Consider the following 18,302-nt stretch of genomic DNA (forward strand, 5'->3'; position numbering starts at 1 on the left):
ACACCCGCAGCAGAGTTCGAGCATGACGCGCACGCAGGAAATACGCCCCGATATCGATGACGGCATCGACCGCAAGGTGCTGGCACAGCTGCGTGCGCGCTTTCTGCGGATCAACCAGGGTCGCCTGCAGCGCGCCATGGAGGCGTTGTCGACGCGCCAGCAACTGGTGCTCAAGCTCTTGCCGCTGCTGCTGCACGTCAATCATCCGCTGCTACCCGGCTACGTCTCGGCCAGCACACCAGCGGGCCTCAGCGGTTTCGAGCCGGATGACGACAGCCTGGCCGAAGTGCAGCGCCTGACCCGCTCCTTCGTCTACAAACCGCGCCGCGGCCAGGGCGCCGCGCCGCTGCATGGGCTGTTCCTGATGGGCAGCCTGGGCACCGTGGCACAGGCCGAACAAAGCGACATGGACCTGTGGCTGTGCCACTCGCCCAGCCTCAGCGCGCAGGAACTGCACGAGCTGCGCAAAAAGTGCGATCAGCTGGAAAGCTGGGCCGCCACGCAGGGCGCCGAGGTGCATGCCTTTCTGGTTGACCCGCAACGCTTCACCCAGGGCGCGCGTGAAGCACAACTGACCTCCGACGACTGCGGCACCACCCAGCACTATCTACTCCTCGACGAGTTCTACCGCACCGCCATCTGGCTCGGCGGACGCACACCGCTCTGGTGGCTGGTGCCGGTGTATGAAGAAGGGCGCTATGAGGACTACTGCCGCACCCTGCTGAGCAAACGCTTCGTGCGCGACGAAGATGTGCTCGACCTCGGTCATCTGGCGCGCATTCCACCGGAAGAGTTCATCGGCGCCGGCATGTGGCAGTTGTACAAGGGCATCGAATCGCCCTACAAATCCGCCCTCAAGCTGCTGCTCACCGAGGTCTACGCCAGCGAGCACCCACAGGTCGAGTGCCTGGCCCTGCGCTTCAAGCAGGCCGTGTTCGAAGGTCGTCTGGACCTCGACGAACTCGACCCCTACATCGTCATCTACCGCCGCCTGGAAGAATACCTCAGCGCCCGTGGTGACCAGGAACGACTCGAACTGATCCGTCGCTGCCTGTACCTGAAGGTCAACAAGAAGATCAGCCGGCCGCCGCCCCGGGGCCGCACCAAGAGCTGGCAGCGCCTGCTGCTCGAACGTCTGACCCGGGAATGGGGCTGGCAGGCCCGCCAGCTCAACGTGCTCGACAGCCGCAGCCAGTGGAAGGTGCGCCAGGTTGCCGCCGAGCGCCGCGTACTGGTCAACGAGCTGACCTACAGCTACCGCTTCCTCTCACAGTTTGTCCGCAGCACCGAGGCCGGCAGCTCGCTCAACAACCGCGACCTCAACGTGCTGGGCAGGCGCCTGTATGCAGCCTTCGAGCGCAAGGCCGGCAAGGTCGAATTCATCAACCCCGGCATCGCCCCGGATCTGGCCGAAGACACCCTGACCCTGGTTCAGTACAGCAGCCCCGAAGCGCCGAACGAACCCCTCTGGGCGCTGTTCAACGGCAGCCTGGGCGCGCAGGAATGGGCCGACTTCGCGCCGCTGAAGCGCTCGCGTGAACTGATCGAACTGCTCGCCTGGTGCCATCGCAACGGCGTGATCGACAGCAGCACCCGCCTGTCGCTGCACCCCGGCGCCAGCGACCTCACCGAATACGAGCTGTCCAACCTGATCGGCAGCCTGCAACAGAGCTTCCCGCTACCCCAGCAGCCCGTGGAAGAAGCCGCCCTGCTGCGCGCCAGCGCTCCCAGCCAGGTGTTGTTGCTGGTCAATGTCGGCGTCGACCCGCTCAAGCAGCACAGCCAGATGAACGTGCACATGACCACCGACCGCACCGACGCGCTGGGCTATTCCGGGGTACGCGAGAACCTGGTGCTGACCCTCGACCAGGTGGTGCTCAACAGCTGGAACGAACTGCAGGTCAGCCGTTACGACGGTGCCGACGCCCTGCTCGACTGCCTGCGCGACCTGCTCAACAGCCTGCCGCCCGGCAGCGCGCTCCCCAGGGTGCAGGTACGCTGCTACTGCCGCAACCGTGCACAACCCATCGCCGAACGGGTCGAAGAACTGCTGCGCGACCTGCTCGACAGCTACGCCGAAGGGTACCCGTCACGCTACCTGGTGCAGGTGCGCCAGCATTATCACGTTCTGCAACTGGCCCCCGGCCAGGTCAGCCACACCGCTCTGGGTGACGTGCCGGCCCTGCTCGACCACCTGGGCGCCGAACAGGAGCACTACAGCCCGCTGCGCCTGGATCGCCATGCACTCGAGGGCGACGACCTGGCGCTGATCCTGCCCATGGGCCGCCCACAGTGCCTGCAGGTGTTCTACCGCGTCCACGAGAGCAGCGGTGAGGCCGAGCTGACCCTGCTCGACGAGCACAACGCCCTGTGGCGCAGACGCCTGCCATTTCGCGACGAGCAAAGCCTGCTGACGCCGCTGCAGCGCTTTCTGCAGTCGCTGCTGTATCGGCGCAACGCCATGTGGCCGCTCGATGGCAGCGACAACCAGCCCGCGCTGGAAATTCTCTACTATCAGCTGCTACCGGCTGCACCGCTGCGCGCCCAACGCCTCGAACGCAGGCCGGCCCCCGAGTCGCAGGTCAGCCATCCGTTCTATGACGTGCAGGCCATCGTCGAACCGGGCGACGGCCGCCAGCGCCACGTCACGCTGTACTGCAACCACCGCGAGTTTTCCGAACTGGAGTACGGCCGCGAACTGTATCGCGCCGTGGCACAGCACATCATCGTTCAGCGTGCCGGTGGCGAACGCTACCCCTGCTACATCACCGACCTCGACCTGTCTGCCGTACTGGCCGGACAGCGGGCGCAGACCGTGCACTTCCTGCGCTACAAAAGCGAGCTGGAGAATGCTCTGAATGCGGCACTGCAGCAGGCCTGACACAGCGCTATCGGCAATCCGCCGCCAGCAGTGAAGCCCTGAGGGTTGCACTCGCCCGGGACGAGGTTCCTGCGTAAAAACCGGTCAGCGGTCGTATTCGCCCGCTGCTTCCGGCTGGTATTCGACTTCCAGCAGGGTCAATTTGAGCTGCTTGCCGCCCGGCGCCGGCCAGTCGATGTGCTGGCCGACGGACAGACCGAGCAAGGCGCTGCCGACTGGCGCAAGGATGCTGACCTTGCCTTCGCCACCGGCATCCTGCGGGTAGACCAGGGTCAGGTGATAGTCCTTGCCGCTGCTCTCCTCGCGGCAGTGCACGCGCGAGTTCATGGTCACCACACCGGCCGGCACCTCGTCGTGCCCCACCACTTCGGCACGATCCAGCTCGGCCTGTAGCGCTTCTGCGCCAGGGCCGAACTCGTCCAGGCTGTCGAGCAGGCGCTCCAGACGCTGCAGATCGAGGCGAGTAATGGTGATGGTCGGTGAGCTGTTCATGATGCCGGGCGGACTCCTTGCGTAAACCGTAAAAAAGCAAAACCCCGCCCGAAGGCGGGGTTAAGCTGAATGTTCTGTCGAACCCTAACACAGCCGGACAAATAAACAAGACTGCTGGGTCAACGGCCCTGCTGGCGCTGTTGCAAACGCTGCTGCGCCGCCTGGCAGATCAAGCGGCGGCGGGCATTATCGGCCGCGCTCCAGTCAAGAATCTCCTGCAAGGTGCGGCCACAGCCCAGGCACTCATCGCGCTCGTCGAGGCAGCACTGGCGCCGACAGGGTGATGCCAGCGGCGCTTCGCTCGGCTCAGAGCTCATCGAACTCCAGCTCGGTGCCGCATTGCTCAAGGGTGATGCGCACCAGCATCTCGCCCAGTTGCTCGTCACTGGTATCGCAGATCCAGCGCCCTTCGGCCTCGTCATAGTCGAAATGGAAACCACCGGAGCGCGCGGCCAGCCACAGCTGACGAATCGGCTCCTGACGGCTGAAGATCAGCTGGCTGCCGTTATCGAAGCGCACCGTCAGCACACCGGCGCTGTTTTCCAGATCGACGTCCAGGCCGCTGTCGTCGAAGATGTCCTCCACCGCCTGCTGGGTGGCATCGACCAGGTCGTGAAAGCGGGCTTCGCTCAGGCTCATTGGGGTGTCCTCACTAGATGCAGCGACTGCAGAAAAATTAGGCGAAAACGCAAGACCAGGCTAGCGGCCTAGGCGCAAAGGTGGCGACGGTACTCGCCCGGACTCGTTCCCGTCCAGCGACGAAATGCGCGCGCCAGCGAACCCGGCTCGCTGAAACCGACCAGAAAGGCGATTTCCGCCAGTTCCAGTGTGGGGTCGCGCAGGTAGTGCAGCACCAGTTGCTGGCGGGTTTCGTCGACCAATTGGCTGAACGACAGCCCGCCCTCACGCAAGCGCCGCTGCAAGGTCCTTGGGCTTAGCGCCAGAGCAGCGGCGATGGTCTCCAGATCAGGCCCTTGCTCCGGCAACTGGCGCGCCAGCTCCAGACGCGCGCGATCGAGCACGCTGTAGCCCTGATTGAGTCCAGCCAGCAGGCGATCGGCGTAGGCATCGAGCATGCCACGCACCTGAGCATCGGCCTGGTTCAGCGGCGCCGCGAGCAAACGTTTGGGAAAGATCAGGGCATTGTCGGGTTGATCGAACAGCACCGGGCAGCGAAAGATGCGCGCGTGCTCAGAGGTATCCGCCGGCGCCGGATGCTGGAAGCGCACCTCGGTCGGCGCAATATCCAGGCCGCTGATCCAGCGTCCAAAACTGACCCAGCCGGCCAGGGTTCCTTCACTCAGCTGGCGCTGCTGCTGCGCCAGCAACGGCTGCCAGCTGTGGGCGACCAGCGGCTCGCTGTCGGGCCGAGCGGGCTCGTCGTCGAGCACGACCAGCCCCAGGTTGCCAACCAGCGAGGCATAGCGCGCCTGGCGATGCAGCGCGTCAGCCAGGGTTGCGCAGCTCATGATCAGGTAACCGAGCACGCCGTAATAACCCGGCCGTACCGATTCCCCCAGATGCAGGCCCAGATCCGGGTCGCCAGTCAGGCGCACGCCTTCGCCCAGCAGCGTCAGGTAAGCACTGGCCGCGATGCGCTGATCGCGCTGGCTCAGGGCTTCAGGACTGAGCTGGGCATGGGCGAGCAGCGCGTCGGCCGCCACCCCCTGGCGCTGCAGGTGTTCGATAAGGCCTTGCAGGTAGGCTACCGAGACCGAGCCGGCCAGAATCGCGGGATTGTCCATCAAGGCTCCTCGTTACTCGCCGCATGCTAACCCAAGCCGGCACGAATGCCTTCGGCACACACGCCAGATGCAGACGCAAATCGAGCCAGCGCCCCGCCAGGCGGGCGCCGGGCGCATAGGCAAGGTGGCAGGGGGTCGGTATACTCCGGCGCAATTCACGCTTATTTTCAAGGACTGTCCCATGAAGCGACTGACCCTCGCGCTCCTCGCCGCCGTTTGCCTGCTGGCTGGCTGCGGTCAGAAAGGCCCGCTGTACCTGCCGGGCGACGACAACGCCGGCAACAGCCGAGACCGTTTCGAACTCTGACAGGAGCTGCCCCATGGAAGCCTTCAACTACCGCGACGGTGAGCTGTTCGCGGAAGGCGTTGCCTTGTCCGCGCTGGCCCAGCGCTTCGGCACGCCCACCTACGTCTATTCCCGCGCACATATCGAAGTGCAGTACCGCGCCTATGCCGATGCCCTGGCCGGCATGCCGCACCTGGTCTGCTTCGCGGTCAAGGCCAACTCCAACATCGGCGTGCTGAACGTGCTGGCACGCCTCGGCGCCGGCTTCGACATCGTTTCCAGCGGTGAGCTGGAGCGCGTCCTGGCCGCCGGTGGCGAGCCGAGCCGCATCGTCTTCTCCGGCGTTGGCAAGAGCCGCGACGACATGCGCCGCGCGCTGGAAGTCGGTGTGCACTGCTTCAACGTCGAGTCCAGCGTCGAGCTGGAGCGCCTGCAGAAGGTAGCTGCCGAGCTGGGCGTCAAGGCGCCCGTCTCGCTACGGGTCAACCCGGACGTGGACGCCGGCACCCACCCGTACATTTCCACCGGCCTCAAGGAAAACAAGTTCGGCATCGACATCGAGCAGGCCGAGGCGGTCTACGCCCGCGCTGCCGAGCTGCCGAACCTGGAAGTGATCGGCGTCGACTGCCACATCGGTTCGCAGTTGACCACCCTTGAACCCTTCCTCGATGCCCTGGATCGCCTGTTGCTGCTGGTCGACAAGCTGGCCGCGCGCGGTATCACCATCAAGCATCTGGATCTCGGTGGTGGCCTTGGCGTGCAGTACCGCGACGAGCAGCCGCCGCTGGCCGGCGACTACATCACCGCCGTGCGCAAACGCCTGCAAGGTCGCGACCTGGGCCTGGTGTTCGAACCGGGCCGCTTCATCGTCGCCAACGCCGGCGTGCTGCTGACTCAGGTGGAATACCTCAAGCACACCGAGCACAAGGACTTCGCCATCGTCGATGCGGCGATGAACGATCTGATCCGCCCCGCCCTGTATCAGGCGTGGATGGACGTGTCGCCGGTGCAGCCGCGTGAAGGCGAGTCGCGTAACTACGACCTGGTCGGACCGATCTGCGAGACCGGCGACTTCCTGGCCAAGGATCGTCAGTTGGTGCTGGCCGAGGGTGACCTGCTGGCCGTGCGCTCGGCAGGCGCCTATGGCTTCGTCATGAGCTCCAACTACAACACCCGCGGCCGCGCCGCCGAGGTGCTGGTGGATGGCGAACAGGCTTATGAAGTGCGTCGTCGCGAGACAGTCCAAGAGCTCTATGCCGGCGAAAGCCTGCTGCCGGCCTGAGGGCGACGTCATGCTATTGCGCTTTACCAAGATGCACGGCCTGGGTAATGACTTCATGGTCCTCGACCTGATCAGTCAGCACGCCCACGTGCAACCCAAGCATGCCAAACAATGGGGCGACCGCCACGTCGGCGTCGGTTTCGACCAACTGCTGATCGTCGAGCCGCCGAGTCACCCGGATGTCGACTTCCGTTACCGCATCTTCAACTCCGACGGCTCGGAAGTTGAGCAGTGCGGCAACGGCGCGCGCTGCTTCGCCCGCTTCGTGCTGGACAAGCGCCTGACCACCAAGAAGGTCATTCGCGTCGAGACCAAGAGCGGCATCATCGAGCTGCGCGTGCAGAACGATGGCCAGGTCTGCGTCAACATGGGCGCACCGCGCCTGCAGCCGGAACAGGTGCCGTTCCAGGCCGACCAGGCCGCGCTGACCTATCGCGTCGACGTCGAGGGCCAGAGCGTCGAGCTGGCCGTGCTGTCGATGGGCAATCCGCATGCGGTGCTGCGCGTCGACAACGTTGATGACGCACCGGTGCATACGCTCGGGCCGAAGCTGGAACACCACCCGCGCTTCCCGCAGCGGGTCAATGTCGGCTTCCTCCAGGTGCTTGACCGCAAGCATGCGCGCCTGCGCGTGTGGGAGCGTGGTGCCGGCGAAACCCTGGCCTGCGGCACCGGCGCCTGCGCGGCGGCCGTTGCGGCCATTCGCCAGGGCTGGATGGATTCGCCCGTGCAACTGGAACTGCCAGGCGGCAAACTGTCCATCGAATGGGCAGGCGAGGGTCAGCCGGTTATGATGACCGGGCCCGCTGCCCGCGTATACGAAGGACAGGTTCGCCTATGACCGACCAGCAGGATTCGCCCAAACCGCTCGATTCGGAAACGGTCGCGGCCTATCTGCGCCTGCACCCGGAGTTCTTCATCGACCATGAAGAACTGATCCCCGAGCTGCGTATTCCGCACCAGTCCGGCAACGCCGTGTCGCTGGTAGAACGCCAGGTCAAGCTGCTGCGCGAGCGCAACATCGAGATGCGCCACCGCCTTGGCCAGTTGATGGACGTGGCGCGCGACAACGACCGCCTGTTCGACAAGACCCGCCGCCTGGTGCTGGACCTGCTCGATGCCGGCAGCCTCGAGGAAGTGGTCGGCGTGGTCGAAGACAGCCTGCGCCATGAATTCCAGGTGCCCTTCGTTGGCCTGATCCTGTTCAGCGACAACAAGCTGCCGGTCGGTCGCTCGGTCAGCTCGGCCGAGGCACATCAACAGGTCGGCGGCCTGCTCAGCGGCGGCAAGACCATCTGCGGCGTATTGCGCCCGCATGAGCTGGAGTTTCTCTTCGGCAAGGAAGACGCGCCGCAAGTCGGCTCCGCCGCCGTGGTCAGCCTCAACCATCAGGGCCTGCATGGCATTCTCGCCATCGGCAGCGCCGACCCGCAGCACTACAAGAGTTCGCTCGGCACCTTGTTCCTCAGTTATATCGCCGAAGTACTGGCCCGCGTACTGCCGAGTTTCGCCACGCCGCTGCGCTCGGTACGCTAGGTCGTGTAGGGTGGATGACGAGGCTCATCCACCTTCGGCCCGCTCGGAGCCCGGCACGTGACACTTGAAACCCATCTCGACGCCTACCTCGAACACCTGCGCCGCGAGCGCCAGGTGTCGGTGCATACCCTCGACGGTTATCGCCGTGATCTGGCCAAGCTGCAGGCCTTTTGCGAAGCCGAAGGCCTGAACGACTGGAGCGAGCTGGACACCCGTAATCTGCGCCGTCTGGTCGCCCGCCTGCATCAGCAGGGCCTGGCAAGCCGCAGCCTGGCGCGCCTGCTCTCGGCCACCCGCGGCCTCTATCAATATCTGTTGCGTGAAGGCCTGTGCCGTCACGATCCGGCGACCGGCCTGAGCCCGCCAAAACGCGAGCGCCGCCTTCCCCGCACCTTGGACGCCGACCGCAGCGCGCAACTGCTCGACGGCGCGGTGGAGGACGACTTCATCGCCCGCCGCGATCAGGCCATGCTCGAGCTGTTCTATTCCTCGGGCCTGCGCCTGTCCGAACTGGTCGGACTCGATCTAGACGGCCTGGACCTGCCCGCCGGTCTGGTACGCGTGCGCGGCAAGGGCAACAAGGTGCGCGAACTGCCAGTCGGCAGCATGGCGCGACAGGCACTGGAACACTGGCTGCCACTGCGCAAGCTGGCCAACCCCAACGATGGTGCCGTGTTCATCAGCCAGCAGGGCCGACGCCTGGGACCACGCGCTGTGCAACTGCGCGTGCGCCAGGCCGGCGTGCGCGAGCTGGGCCAGCACCTGCATCCACACATGCTGCGCCACAGCTTCGCCAGTCATATGCTGGAATCCTCACAGGATCTACGCGCGGTACAGGAGCTGCTCGGTCATGCCGATATCGCCACCACGCAGATCTACACCCACCTGGACTTCCAACACCTGGCCAGTGTCTACGACCAGACCCATCCACGTGCCAAGCGCAAAGGCGGCTCCGAATGAGCATTAAACTGATCACCTTCGACCTCGACGACACCCTGTGGGACGTCACTCCGGTGATGCAGGATGCCGAAGCCGCCCTGCGCAATTGGCTGGCCCTGCATGCGCCGCGCCTGGGCGCGGTGCCGGTCGAGCATCTGTGGGCGGTCCGCAGCCGTCTGCTCGACGCCGAGCCGATGCTCAAGCATCGTTTGAGCGAGCTGCGTCGACGCATTCTGTTTCACGCCCTGGAAGATGCCGGCTACCCAAACGGCGAGGCGCAGACGCTGGCCGAAGCCGGGTTTCAGGTGTTTCTCAGCGCGCGCCATCAGGTCGAGCTGTTCACCGAGGTGCACCCGACGCTGGAAGCCCTGGCCGAGCGTTTCATGCTCGGCGTGATCACCAACGGCAATGCCGATGTACGCCGCCTGGGCCTATCGGAATACTTCCGCTTTGCCCTGTGCGCCGAGGAGTTGGGCATCGGCAAACCCGACCCGAAACCCTTCCGTGAAGCACTCAGCCGCGCCGGCGGCGTAGCCGCCGAGCGTGCCGTGCATATCGGCGACCATCCCAGCGACGACATTGCCGGCGCCCAGGCGGCCGGCATGCGGGCGGTCTGGTTCAACCCGCAAGGACGCAGCTGGGAAGGCGAGACGGCCCCGGATGCGCAGATCGCCAGCCTGGCCGAGCTGCCAGTGCTGCTCGACAGCTGGTCGTAGAAGCCTCGGGGCACAAACAGCATTTCTCTGTCGCCCGGAATCTTCCACCATTCAGCGCAGCAGATGCCCCGGATTTCATCTGATGGGCTACGGCCTGGATAGCAGGCTCCACAAAATTGCCGACGTGCCGGTTGAGCTGCTCCGCTCAGGATTGCCGCCAGGGATGGGCGCACCAAAAAACCCGCCACGAAGGGCGGGTTCCTTGCAGCGAGCTGTCCTCAGATGGGGCGGCTGCCGTATTTGCTGTCGGGCTTCTTGGGCGGGTCGGCGACCACGTTGGGCTCCACCTCCTGCACCTTGCCGCCACGGGCGAGGAACTCTTCCATGGCGCGGGCCAGGGCGTCGCGCTCCTTCTGCTTGGCTTCGATGCTCGGCAGCTCGTCGACCTCGACAGACTTGGCCTTGCTCTTCTTGCTGCTGGCTACGACCTCGCCGTCGCCTTCATCGTCGCCACTGTCGCCGTCATCGGCTGCAGCCAGTTCCTCACCGTCGTCCTCATCGGCCGCTTCCAGATCGTCTTGTTCCAGGTCTTCGTCGCTCATGTTCAACCTCATGACTTGCGAAAAGCAGGTTAGTTATAGCCCAGTCGCGCAGTGAACACCGCACCACCGGAAAAATTCAAATAGCCTCGCCCTGCAGGGTCGCCACCACTCGCCGAGCACCGCCATGATCGCGATGCTCGCCCAGGTAAATACCCTGCCAGGTGCCCAGCGCCAGCCGTCCCTGCTGTATCGGCAGCTGCAGCTGAACGCCCAGCAGACTGCCCTTGAAGTGCGCCGGCAAATCGTCCGGCCCTTCGTCATCGTGCTCGTAGCCTGCCTCACCCTGCGGCACCAGACGGTTGAAGAAGCGCTCGAAATCCCGGCGCACTGCAGGGTCGGCGTTCTCGTTGACCGTCAGCGATGCCGAGGTGTGCTGCAGCCACAGGTGCAGCAGACCGACACGCACCTGCGCCAGTTCCGGCAATGCGCCCAGCACCTCTTCGGTCACCAGATGAAAACCGCGCTCACGCGGACGCAGACTGATGATGCGTTGCTGCCACATGCCGCTCTCACTCTCGATGGCTCCAGCGCGCGCATTCTAGCGTGCTGCCAGAAAAAACAAAGGGCGCCTAAAGGCGCCCTTGTCATTCCCGGCGAAACTCACTTCTTGCCGGTGAACTCCGGGTAGGCTTCCATGCCGCATTCGGCGATGTCCACACCCTCGTATTCCTCTTCTTCGCTGACGCGCAGGCCGATCACCGCCTTGATGATGCTCCACACGATCAGGCTGGCGATGAACACCCAGGCGAAGATGCTGACGATACCCAGCAGCTGGGCCCCCAGGCTGGCGTCCGGGTTGGTCAGGCAGACAGCCAGCAGACCCCAGATACCTACGACGCCGTGCACCGAGATGGCACCGACCGGATCGTCGATCTTGATCTTGTCCAGGCCCAGGATAGAGAACACGACCAGTACGCCACCGACGCCACCGATCAGAGTCGCTTGCAGCGCACTCGGGGTCAGCGGCTCAGCGGTAATGGCAACCAGGCCAGCCAGAGCACCGTTCAGCGCCATGGTCAGGTCGGCCTTGCCGAACAGGATGCGCGCCACGACCAGTGCAGCCAGCAAGCCACCGGCTGCGGCCATGTTGGTGTTGACGAACACCTGGGCCACGGCGTTGGCGTCTTCGATGGTGCTCATCTTCAGCTGCGAGCCACCGTTGAAGCCGAACCAGCCCATCCACAGGATGAAGGTACCCAGGGTCGCCATCGGCAGGTTGGCACCCGGAATGGCGTTGACCTGACCATTGGCACCGTACTTGCCTTTACGCGCACCGAGCAGGATCACGCCAGCCAGCGCTGCGGTGGCACCTGCCATGTGGACGATGCCGGAACCGGCGAAATCGAGGAAGCCTGCTTCGTTGAGGAAGCCCGAACCCCATTTCCAGAAGCCCTGTACCGGGTAGATGAAACCGGTCATGACCACGGCGAAGGCCAGGAAGGCCCACAGCTTCATGCGCTCGGCAACGGCACCGGAGACCACCGACATGCAGGTGGCAGCGAACACGATCTGGAAGAAGAAATCGGAGCGAGCCGCGTAGTATGGCGCATCGTCGCCACCAGCCAGCACGGCATCGACGGCGTTCTCGTCACCAATCAGGAAGCCCAGACTGGGGAAGATGCCGCCTTCCGGGCTGGAGTACATGATGTGATAACCAATCACCAGATACATCACGCTCGCCAAGGCGTACAGAGCGATGTTCTTGGTCAGGATCTCGGTGGTGTTCTTGGCGCGCACCAGGCCGGATTCGAGCATGGCAAAACCCGCTGCCATCCACATCACCAGGGCACCACAGATCAGAAAGTAGAAGGTATCGAAGCCGTACTGCAATGCAGTCAATGCTGTGTTATCCATTTTTCACCTCTTGCCGGCGCTTTCGTTGCGCGCTGTTCGGTTGAAACGTCCAGGTTGGCGCCGGACGCGTTCCGCATGCTTTACAGGTCGTTGCCACGCTCGTTCTGGATCACCGGAACCCCTGCGCCGTATGGCGACCAGGCATTCCCATCACTAGGCGAGCGCGAGACCCGAAGAGGATCTGGCACAGCAGAGCGGCGAGGGCATCGCCAGCTCCGGCATTCGCCTTCGAGTACGGCGCACGGGCAGAACTCGAGGGCAAAAGGGCTCCTAGCCCTGCGAAAGATCGCAGAGTCATGGGTTTACTCCTGGGGCGTGGGGTTCGGAGGCTTGCTTAGATCGCGTCGGTATCGGTTTCGCCGGTACGAATACGGATCGCCTGTTCCAGGTTGACTACGAAAATCTTGCCGTCACCGATCTTGCCGGTGTTGGCAGCCTTGGTGATGGCCTCAATCACACGATCGAGCTGATCGTCAGCGATGGCCACGTCGATCTTCACCTTGGGCAGAAAATCGACCACATACTCGGCACCGCGATACAGCTCGGTATGGCCTTTCTGACGGCCGAAGCCCTTGACCTCGGTGACGGTAATGCCCTGCACGCCGATCTCCGACAGTGACTCGCGCACGTCGTCCAGCTTGAACGGCTTGATGATGGCAGTGACTAGTTTCATGAAACGTTCTCCCGTGAAAGGTGGACATGCCCCAGGAATTGCGAACCCGGGCCAAGTCTAAGCGCAGTGTCTGGCTTTTGTAATGCACCGACCGCTCCAACCTGGCGTGATCGATACCCACCAACCGCTCCCGACGAAACACTCCCCGCTTCGCCTGCCGCACCGGAACTGCATCGGTGCATGCGTCGCAGGGGTCTAAGCAGAAAGCTTGCCAGCTCACGCAAAAGCGCCATCTATCAAGCCTTTACCTGTTTCGGGCGGCATTGTCCGGCCCTTCACACCGGACGCGCCGCACACATTTGGTGCATCGACATATCACGCAATGCTCAAAAATCGTGCAGACCACGCCTGAACATCCCGCTGACAGCTGCGTGCTACACTGCCGACCGTTTGTTTACGGAACCTGATCATGCTGCCGCCAAAAGCCCTGCTCGACACCCTCAGCACTCACGCCTCGCGCCTGTTCAGTGGCGACAGCCCGCTGCCGCGTGCCGAACTGGAGGCACAGTTCAAAGCCCTGCTACAGAGCGGTTTCAGCAAGCTCGATCTGGTCAGCCGTGACGAATTCGACAGCCAGATGGTGGTCCTGGCCCGCACCCGTGCCCGCCTCGAGGCACTGGAGGCCAAGGTCGTCGAGCTGGAAAACAAGCTGAACCCGCCCGCCGATTGAGTCCGGCGGGACAGTTGCAGATCAAGGAGCGATCATGTCCCTGGCCATCGTCCACAGCCGCGCCCAGGTCGGCGTCGAAGCCCCGGCCGTCACCGTCGAAGCGCACCTGGCCAACGGCCTGCCATCCCTGACCCTGGTGGGCCTGCCGGAAACGGCGGTCAAGGAGAGCAAGGATCGTGTACGCAGTGCGATCCTCAATGCCGCGTTCGAATTTCCGAGCAAGCGCATCACCCTGAATCTGGCACCTGCCGATCTGCCGAAAGACGGCGGACGCTTCGATCTGGCCATCGCCCTGGGTATTCTCGCCGCCAGCGGCCAGGTGCCGGCGCAGTCACTGGATGAATACGAATGCCTGGGCGAATTGGCGCTGTCCGGCGCGGTACGCCCGGTACAGGGCGTATTACCGGCCGCCTTGGCAGCGCGCGAAGCCGGACGCACCCTGATGGTGCCGCACGCCAATGCCGAAGAAGCCAGCCTCGCTTCGGGGCTGAAGGTCATCGCCGTCGAGCATCTGTTGCAGATCGCCGCGCACCTCAACGGCAGCGCACCGCTCGACGCTTATCTCGCACAGGGGCTGCTCAGGCAGAGCCGCCCCTACCCGGATCTGGCCGAAGTCCAGGGCCAGTTGGCCGCCAAACACGCCTTGCTGGTGGCGGCTGCCGGCTCGCATAACCTGCTGCTCAGCGGCCCGCCCGGTACCGGCAAGACGCTGCTGGCCAGCCGCCTGCCAGGGCTGCTGCCGCCGTTGGACGAAAGCGAGGCGCTGCAGGTTGCGGCGATTCATTCGGTGGCCAGCCACGCGCCCCTGCAGCACTGGCCGCAACGCCCCTTTCGCACCCCGCACCATAGCGCCTCGGGGCCGGCACTGGTCGGCGGCGGCAGCCGCCCGCAACCGGGTGAAATTACCCTGGCCCATATGGGCGTGCTGTTTCTCGACGAGTTGCCGGAATTCGACCGCAAGGTGCTGGAAGTGCTGCGCGAACCGCTGGAAAGCGGTCATATCGTGATTGCCCGGGCACGCGACAAGGTGCGTTTCCCGGCGCGTTTTCAGTTGGTGGCGGCGATGAATCCCTGCCCGTGTGGCTACCTGGGTGACCCAAGCAACCGCTGTCGCTGCACGCCGGAGCAGATTCAGCGCTACCGCGCCAAGCTGTCGGGGCCACTGCTCGACCGCATCGATCTGCACCTGACGGTAGCCCGCGAAACAACGGCCCTCAATGCTGCACCGCAGGATGGCGAAAGCACCGCTGAGGCCGCCGCCAAGGTCGCGCAGGCCCGCGCCCGGCAACTGCAGCGCCAGGGCGTGGCCAACGCCTTTCTCGACTTGCCCGGTCTGCGCCAGCATTGCGCCCTGGGCGATGCCGACCGGCAGTGGCTGGAGGGCGCTTGCGAACGCCTGGGTCTGTCCCTGCGCGCGGCCCATCGCGTGCTCAAGGTCGCGCGAACCCTGGCCGACCTGGCAGAGGAACAGCACATCAGCCGTGCCCACCTGGCCGAAGCGCTGCAGTATCGCCCCGCAGCAGGGTGACTCAACGGAAGCGCTCGACCTCCTGACGCAGTTGCGAAGCCAGATGATCCAGCTCGCGCGCAGTGTCGGCCAGGTTGGCCACCACTTGCCGCTGCTCACCATTGGCCTGGGCAATGCTCTGCAGGTTGGCGCTGAGCACGGTCGCGGTACTGTTCTGCTCGCTGGTGGCGGTGGTGATGGCGGCGAACTGCTCACCGGCGGCATCGCTCTGCTCGCTGATCTGCGCCAGCGCTGACGCCACCTTGGCGTTGCGCTCCAGACCGTCCTGCATGAGCTGCCGGCCCTGCTCCATGGTGGCGATGGCGCTGCCGGTTTCACTCTGGATGCTGCCGATCATCGCCGAGATCTCGTTGGTTGCCTCACGGGTGCGTCCGGCCAGGTTGCGCACCTCGTCGGCGACCACCTCGATCACCGCCAGCAACAGGGTAATCGCGCTGCCCATGGCCAACTGAGTACCGACACGCCAGGTCACCGCCTGGATTTCCTCGCGCGGCATGCTTGCCAGCACCGTCCAGGGGCCACCGGCGAACGGCATGGCGACGCTGTAGAAAGTCTGCCCGGCATCCGTCCAGAAGCCGCCCTCAGCGGGACGGACAATCCGCTCACTCAGGGCTGCCGGCAGTGTCTCCAGAGCGCCCGTGCCCGCGGGCTTGACCAGCCACTTGCCGTGCTCGTCGAGCACCGCCAGTGAACCTGTGTTGCCAATGCGGAATGCGCTCAGCACAAGCGCTCAACCTCGGGCAGCGCCAGCGCGGCGACCTCTGCCAGCAGGTAGTCACGCAAACGCCGCAGGCGTCCCTGCGCCCGATGCGCACGCGGCCATACCAGGTAATAGCGCTCGCCACTCAGTACGGCTGTTGGCCAGGGCAGCCCGAGCCGTCCGAGCGCCACATCCTCGGCCACCATCAACAGGTCGCCGATGGACACACCATAACCACGCGCCGCTGCGACGATGCCCAGTTCGAGCATGTCGAACATCTGTCCGCTTTTCAGTGGCACCTGATCGCTGAGCCCGATGGCCTGCAGCCAGCGCCGCCAGTCGCGGCGATCCGGCGTCGGGTGCAGCTGTTGCGCCGCACGCAGGCGCTCGAGCGTCCAAGGTGCATCCGCAGCATCGGCGGCGCTGCACACCGGGATCAACCACTCGGCAAACAGCTCGGTGCTTTCCCATTCATCGGGGAAATGGCCATCAGACAGCAGCACCGCACAATCGAAGGGCTCCTGCCGGAAATCCACCTTGTCCACATCCATCCAGGTACTGGTCAGCTGCACCTCGGCATCGGCATGCACCTGGCGATAGTGCGACAAACGCGCCAATAGCCAGCGCACGGTCAGCGTGGTCGGCGCCTTCAGGCGCAACACGCCGTCATCGGCCTGCAGCACCGAACAGGCCCGCGCCAGGCTGTCGAAGCCGTCACTCACGCCCGGTAACAGGGCACGCCCCTGCTCGCTCAACTGCAGGCTGCGCCCGCAACGCTCGAACAGGCGACAGTCGAAGTGCTCCTCCAGCGTGCGGATATGCCGGCTGACCGCACTCTGGGTAATGGCCAGTTCCTCGGCGGCACGGGTGAACGAGGCATGTCGCGCGGCGGCCTCGAAGGCGCGCAGCGCATAGAGCGGCGGCAGACGGCGGTTCATGCCTTGCTTCCATGAGTTTTAATCATGCAATGCATGGCTATTTTCCTTTTGTGAGCACTCGAAAAGAGCCACAGAATAGCGGCGATTACCTATCCCCCGACAGCCTGGGGATGCTTACCCTGCCGAAGTTTTACTCATCATGAAAAATCCTCTTGGCCATGAGCTGGCGGCATTGCTGCGCCTGGCCGGCCCGCTGATCTCCGCACAGTTGGCCCATGCGCTGATGATCTTCACCGACACGCTGATGATGGCCATGCTCGGCCCGCAGCAACTGGCCGGTGGCGCACTGGGCGCCACCTGCTATTTCATCTTCTCGATCTTCTGCACCGGGGTGATCGCCGCCGTTGGCAGCCTGGTCGCCATTCGTCATGGTGCGGGTGACCCCGGCGGCGTCACCCGCCTGCTGCAGAGCGGCCTGTGGCTGGCACTGCTGCTGGGCATCGGCAGCGCACTGTGCCTCAATTTCCTGGGGCCATTACTGCCTTATCTGGGTCAGCATCCCGATGCGGCGAGTCAGGCCATGGCATTCCTCCATCCACTGTCGCTGGCGCTGCCTGGCTACCTGTGCTTCATGGCCTTGCGCGGCTTTACCAGTGCCATCGGCCATCCGGGGCCGGTCATGGCCATCAGCATCGTCGGCACCCTCGCCAACTTCATCATCAACTATGCGCTGATCAAGGGCTGGTTCGGCCTGCCCGATCTGGGTCTGAGCGGCATCGGCATGACCACCGCGCTGGTCAGCACGGCCATGGCTCTGGCCCTGGCGCTGTACATCCTGATCGCCGCGCCTTACCGCCAGTACGGGCTGCGCCTTGGCCTGGGCCGCCCACAGCGCACGGAGATGCGTGCCCTGCTGCGCCTCGGCCTGCCCATCGGCGGCACCTACGCCGCCGAGCAGGGGCTGTTCACCTTCGCCACCCTGTGCATGGGCGCATTGGGCAACGTGCAACTGGCGGCGCACCAGATCGCCATGCAGACGGTGGCGCTGGCGTTCATCGTGCCGCAGGGGCTGTCCTATGCCGTGACCTTCCGCGTCGGCCTGCACTACGGCGCCGAGCGCCTGCACCTGTCGCGCCAGGCCGGGCACCTGGGCATGGCAATGGGCGCTGCCCTGATGCTGCTGTTCGCCCTGCTGTTCTGGCTGCTGCCGGAGTGGATCATCGGCCTGTTCCTCGACCGCCACGATCCGGCCTTCGCCGATATCGTCACCCTGGCGGTCAGCCTGCTGGCAATCGCCGCCTGGTTCGAGCTGTTCGACGGCCTGCAGAGCATCGCCATGGGTGCGATTCGCGGACTCAATGACGGGCGTACCACCCTGCTGATCGGCCTGACCGGTTACTGGTGCGCCGGCGCGCCACTGGCCTGGCTGCTGGCCTTCCCGCTGGGCTGGGGGGCACAGGGTGTGTGGTGGGGGCTGGCGGCTGGGCTGGCGGTCACGGCCACCGGCCTGGTACTCGGCTTCCAGTGGAAGATCGCGCGCCTGCAGCGGTCGAACAGGATAGAGGGCGAGGTCTGCCTGT

19 protein-coding genes and 1 pseudogene are annotated in these 18,302 nt (G+C 64.7%); 10 read left to right on the forward strand and 10 right to left on the reverse strand.

The features are described 5' to 3' along the window. Positions 1-22: 22 nt before the first annotated feature. The gene (locus N5J71_RS10295) at positions 23-2,881 is read left to right on the forward strand and encodes a class I adenylate cyclase (RefSeq protein WP_257597905.1); all 2,859 of its coding nucleotides are present in this window, start codon (positions 23-25) and stop codon (positions 2,879-2,881) included. 84 nt (positions 2,882-2,965) lie between these two features. Here N5J71_RS10295 and rnk read toward each other — a convergent pair whose 3' ends face one another. The 4 genes from rnk to N5J71_RS10315 form a co-directional block, all read right to left on the reverse strand. Then, complete coding sequence (rnk, locus tag N5J71_RS10300) at positions 2,966-3,373, reverse strand: nucleoside diphosphate kinase regulator (RefSeq protein ID WP_090335950.1); 408 nt, start codon at positions 3,371-3,373, stop codon at positions 2,966-2,968. Between the two features lie 119 nt (positions 3,374-3,492). Beyond that, positions 3,493-3,690 (reverse strand): DUF1289 domain-containing protein, encoded by a 198-nt coding sequence (locus tag N5J71_RS10305; RefSeq protein ID WP_090335949.1) that lies wholly within the window; start codon positions 3,688-3,690, stop codon positions 3,493-3,495. Then, positions 3,680-4,012, reverse strand: coding sequence for an iron donor protein CyaY (gene cyaY / locus N5J71_RS10310; RefSeq protein ID WP_003458550.1), 333 nt, complete (start codon positions 4,010-4,012; stop codon positions 3,680-3,682). The genes N5J71_RS10305 and cyaY overlap by 11 nt, the downstream gene beginning before the upstream one ends. 68 nt (positions 4,013-4,080) lie before the next feature. Further along, on the reverse strand, positions 4,081-5,118 hold the full coding sequence (locus N5J71_RS10315) for an AraC family transcriptional regulator (protein WP_257597907.1): 1,038 nt from the start codon (positions 5,116-5,118) through the stop codon (positions 4,081-4,083). Between the two features lie 181 nt (positions 5,119-5,299). On the opposite strand from N5J71_RS10315, the gene lptM reads away from it, so the two are divergent. The 6 genes from lptM to N5J71_RS10345 are packed head-to-tail and all read left to right on the forward strand — an operon-like array spanning position 5,300 to position 9,877. Continuing rightward, the gene (gene lptM / locus N5J71_RS10320) at positions 5,300-5,425 is read left to right on the forward strand and encodes an LPS translocon maturation chaperone LptM (RefSeq protein WP_017361215.1); all 126 of its coding nucleotides are present in this window, start codon (positions 5,300-5,302) and stop codon (positions 5,423-5,425) included. 13 nt (positions 5,426-5,438) lie between these two features. Further along, a complete protein-coding gene (lysA, locus tag N5J71_RS10325; protein ID WP_055984575.1) occupies positions 5,439-6,686 on the forward strand; it encodes a diaminopimelate decarboxylase in 1,248 nt (415 codons plus the stop codon). 10 nt (positions 6,687-6,696) lie between these two features. After that, complete coding sequence (gene dapF / locus N5J71_RS10330) at positions 6,697-7,527, forward strand: diaminopimelate epimerase (protein ID WP_090336080.1); 831 nt, start codon at positions 6,697-6,699, stop codon at positions 7,525-7,527. Continuing rightward, positions 7,524-8,222, forward strand: coding sequence for a DUF484 family protein (locus N5J71_RS10335; RefSeq protein WP_090335944.1), 699 nt, complete (start codon positions 7,524-7,526; stop codon positions 8,220-8,222). Before dapF ends, N5J71_RS10335 begins: the two co-directional genes overlap by 4 nt. A 57-nt stretch (positions 8,223-8,279) precedes the next feature. Beyond that, positions 8,280-9,182: a tyrosine recombinase XerC gene (xerC, locus tag N5J71_RS10340; RefSeq protein ID WP_279916816.1), complete on the forward strand. Its 903-nt coding sequence runs from the start codon at positions 8,280-8,282 to the stop codon at positions 9,180-9,182. After that, positions 9,179-9,877, forward strand: a complete 699-nt coding sequence (locus N5J71_RS10345) for an HAD family hydrolase (RefSeq protein ID WP_279916817.1) — start codon at positions 9,179-9,181, stop codon at positions 9,875-9,877. The genes xerC and N5J71_RS10345 overlap by 4 nt, the downstream gene beginning before the upstream one ends. A gap of 218 nt (positions 9,878-10,095) precedes the next feature. Here the strand turns inward: N5J71_RS10345 and sutA are convergent, their stop codons facing one another. From sutA to glnK, 4 genes are all read right to left on the reverse strand, one after another. After that, on the reverse strand, positions 10,096-10,419 hold the full coding sequence (gene sutA, locus N5J71_RS10350; protein WP_279531548.1) for a dormancy-specific transcriptional regulator SutA: 324 nt from the start codon (positions 10,417-10,419) through the stop codon (positions 10,096-10,098). A 76-nt stretch (positions 10,420-10,495) separates the two neighbouring features. Continuing rightward, positions 10,496-10,921 carry a secondary thiamine-phosphate synthase enzyme YjbQ gene (locus N5J71_RS10355; RefSeq protein ID WP_230926275.1) on the reverse strand — a complete coding sequence of 142 codons (426 nt, stop codon included), beginning with the start codon at positions 10,919-10,921 and terminating at the stop codon, positions 10,496-10,498. A 98-nt stretch (positions 10,922-11,019) separates the two neighbouring features. Next, positions 11,020-12,273, reverse strand: a complete 1,254-nt coding sequence (locus N5J71_RS10360) for an ammonium transporter (protein WP_279531549.1) — start codon at positions 12,271-12,273, stop codon at positions 11,020-11,022. Between the two features lie 334 nt (positions 12,274-12,607). Continuing rightward, positions 12,608-12,946: a P-II family nitrogen regulator gene (gene glnK / locus N5J71_RS10365; protein WP_003096476.1), complete on the reverse strand. Its 339-nt coding sequence runs from the start codon at positions 12,944-12,946 to the stop codon at positions 12,608-12,610. 409 nt (positions 12,947-13,355) lie between these two features. On the opposite strand from glnK, the gene N5J71_RS10370 reads away from it, so the two are divergent. Next, positions 13,356-13,616 (forward strand): accessory factor UbiK family protein, encoded by a 261-nt coding sequence (locus tag N5J71_RS10370; protein WP_230926273.1) that lies wholly within the window; start codon positions 13,356-13,358, stop codon positions 13,614-13,616. 34 nt (positions 13,617-13,650) lie between these two features. Continuing rightward, positions 13,651-15,144 (forward strand): YifB family Mg chelatase-like AAA ATPase, encoded by a 1,494-nt coding sequence (locus N5J71_RS10375; RefSeq protein WP_279916819.1) that lies wholly within the window; start codon positions 13,651-13,653, stop codon positions 15,142-15,144. 1 nt (position 15,145) lies between these two features. On the opposite strand, the pseudogene N5J71_RS10380 reads toward N5J71_RS10375, so the two are convergent. Together N5J71_RS10380 and N5J71_RS10385 are read right to left on the reverse strand one after the other, a co-directional pair. Then, positions 15,146-15,865: pseudogene (locus N5J71_RS10380) on the reverse strand (methyl-accepting chemotaxis protein); the annotation flags it as partial. Next, the gene (locus N5J71_RS10385) at positions 15,862-16,782 is read right to left on the reverse strand and encodes a LysR substrate-binding domain-containing protein (protein WP_279916820.1); all 921 of its coding nucleotides are present in this window, start codon (positions 16,780-16,782) and stop codon (positions 15,862-15,864) included. The pseudogene N5J71_RS10380 and the gene N5J71_RS10385, both read right to left, overlap by 4 nt. Before the next feature lie 139 nt (positions 16,783-16,921). Here N5J71_RS10385 and N5J71_RS10390 point away from each other — a divergent pair. Then, the coding region (locus N5J71_RS10390; protein WP_279916821.1) for a NorM family multidrug efflux MATE transporter at positions 16,922-18,302 on the forward strand (1,381 nt) is incomplete at its 3' end.

Origin of the sequence: Ectopseudomonas oleovorans (assembly GCF_029845265.1) — a bacterium.
Classification (GTDB): domain Bacteria; phylum Pseudomonadota; class Gammaproteobacteria; order Pseudomonadales; family Pseudomonadaceae; genus Aquipseudomonas; species Aquipseudomonas oleovorans.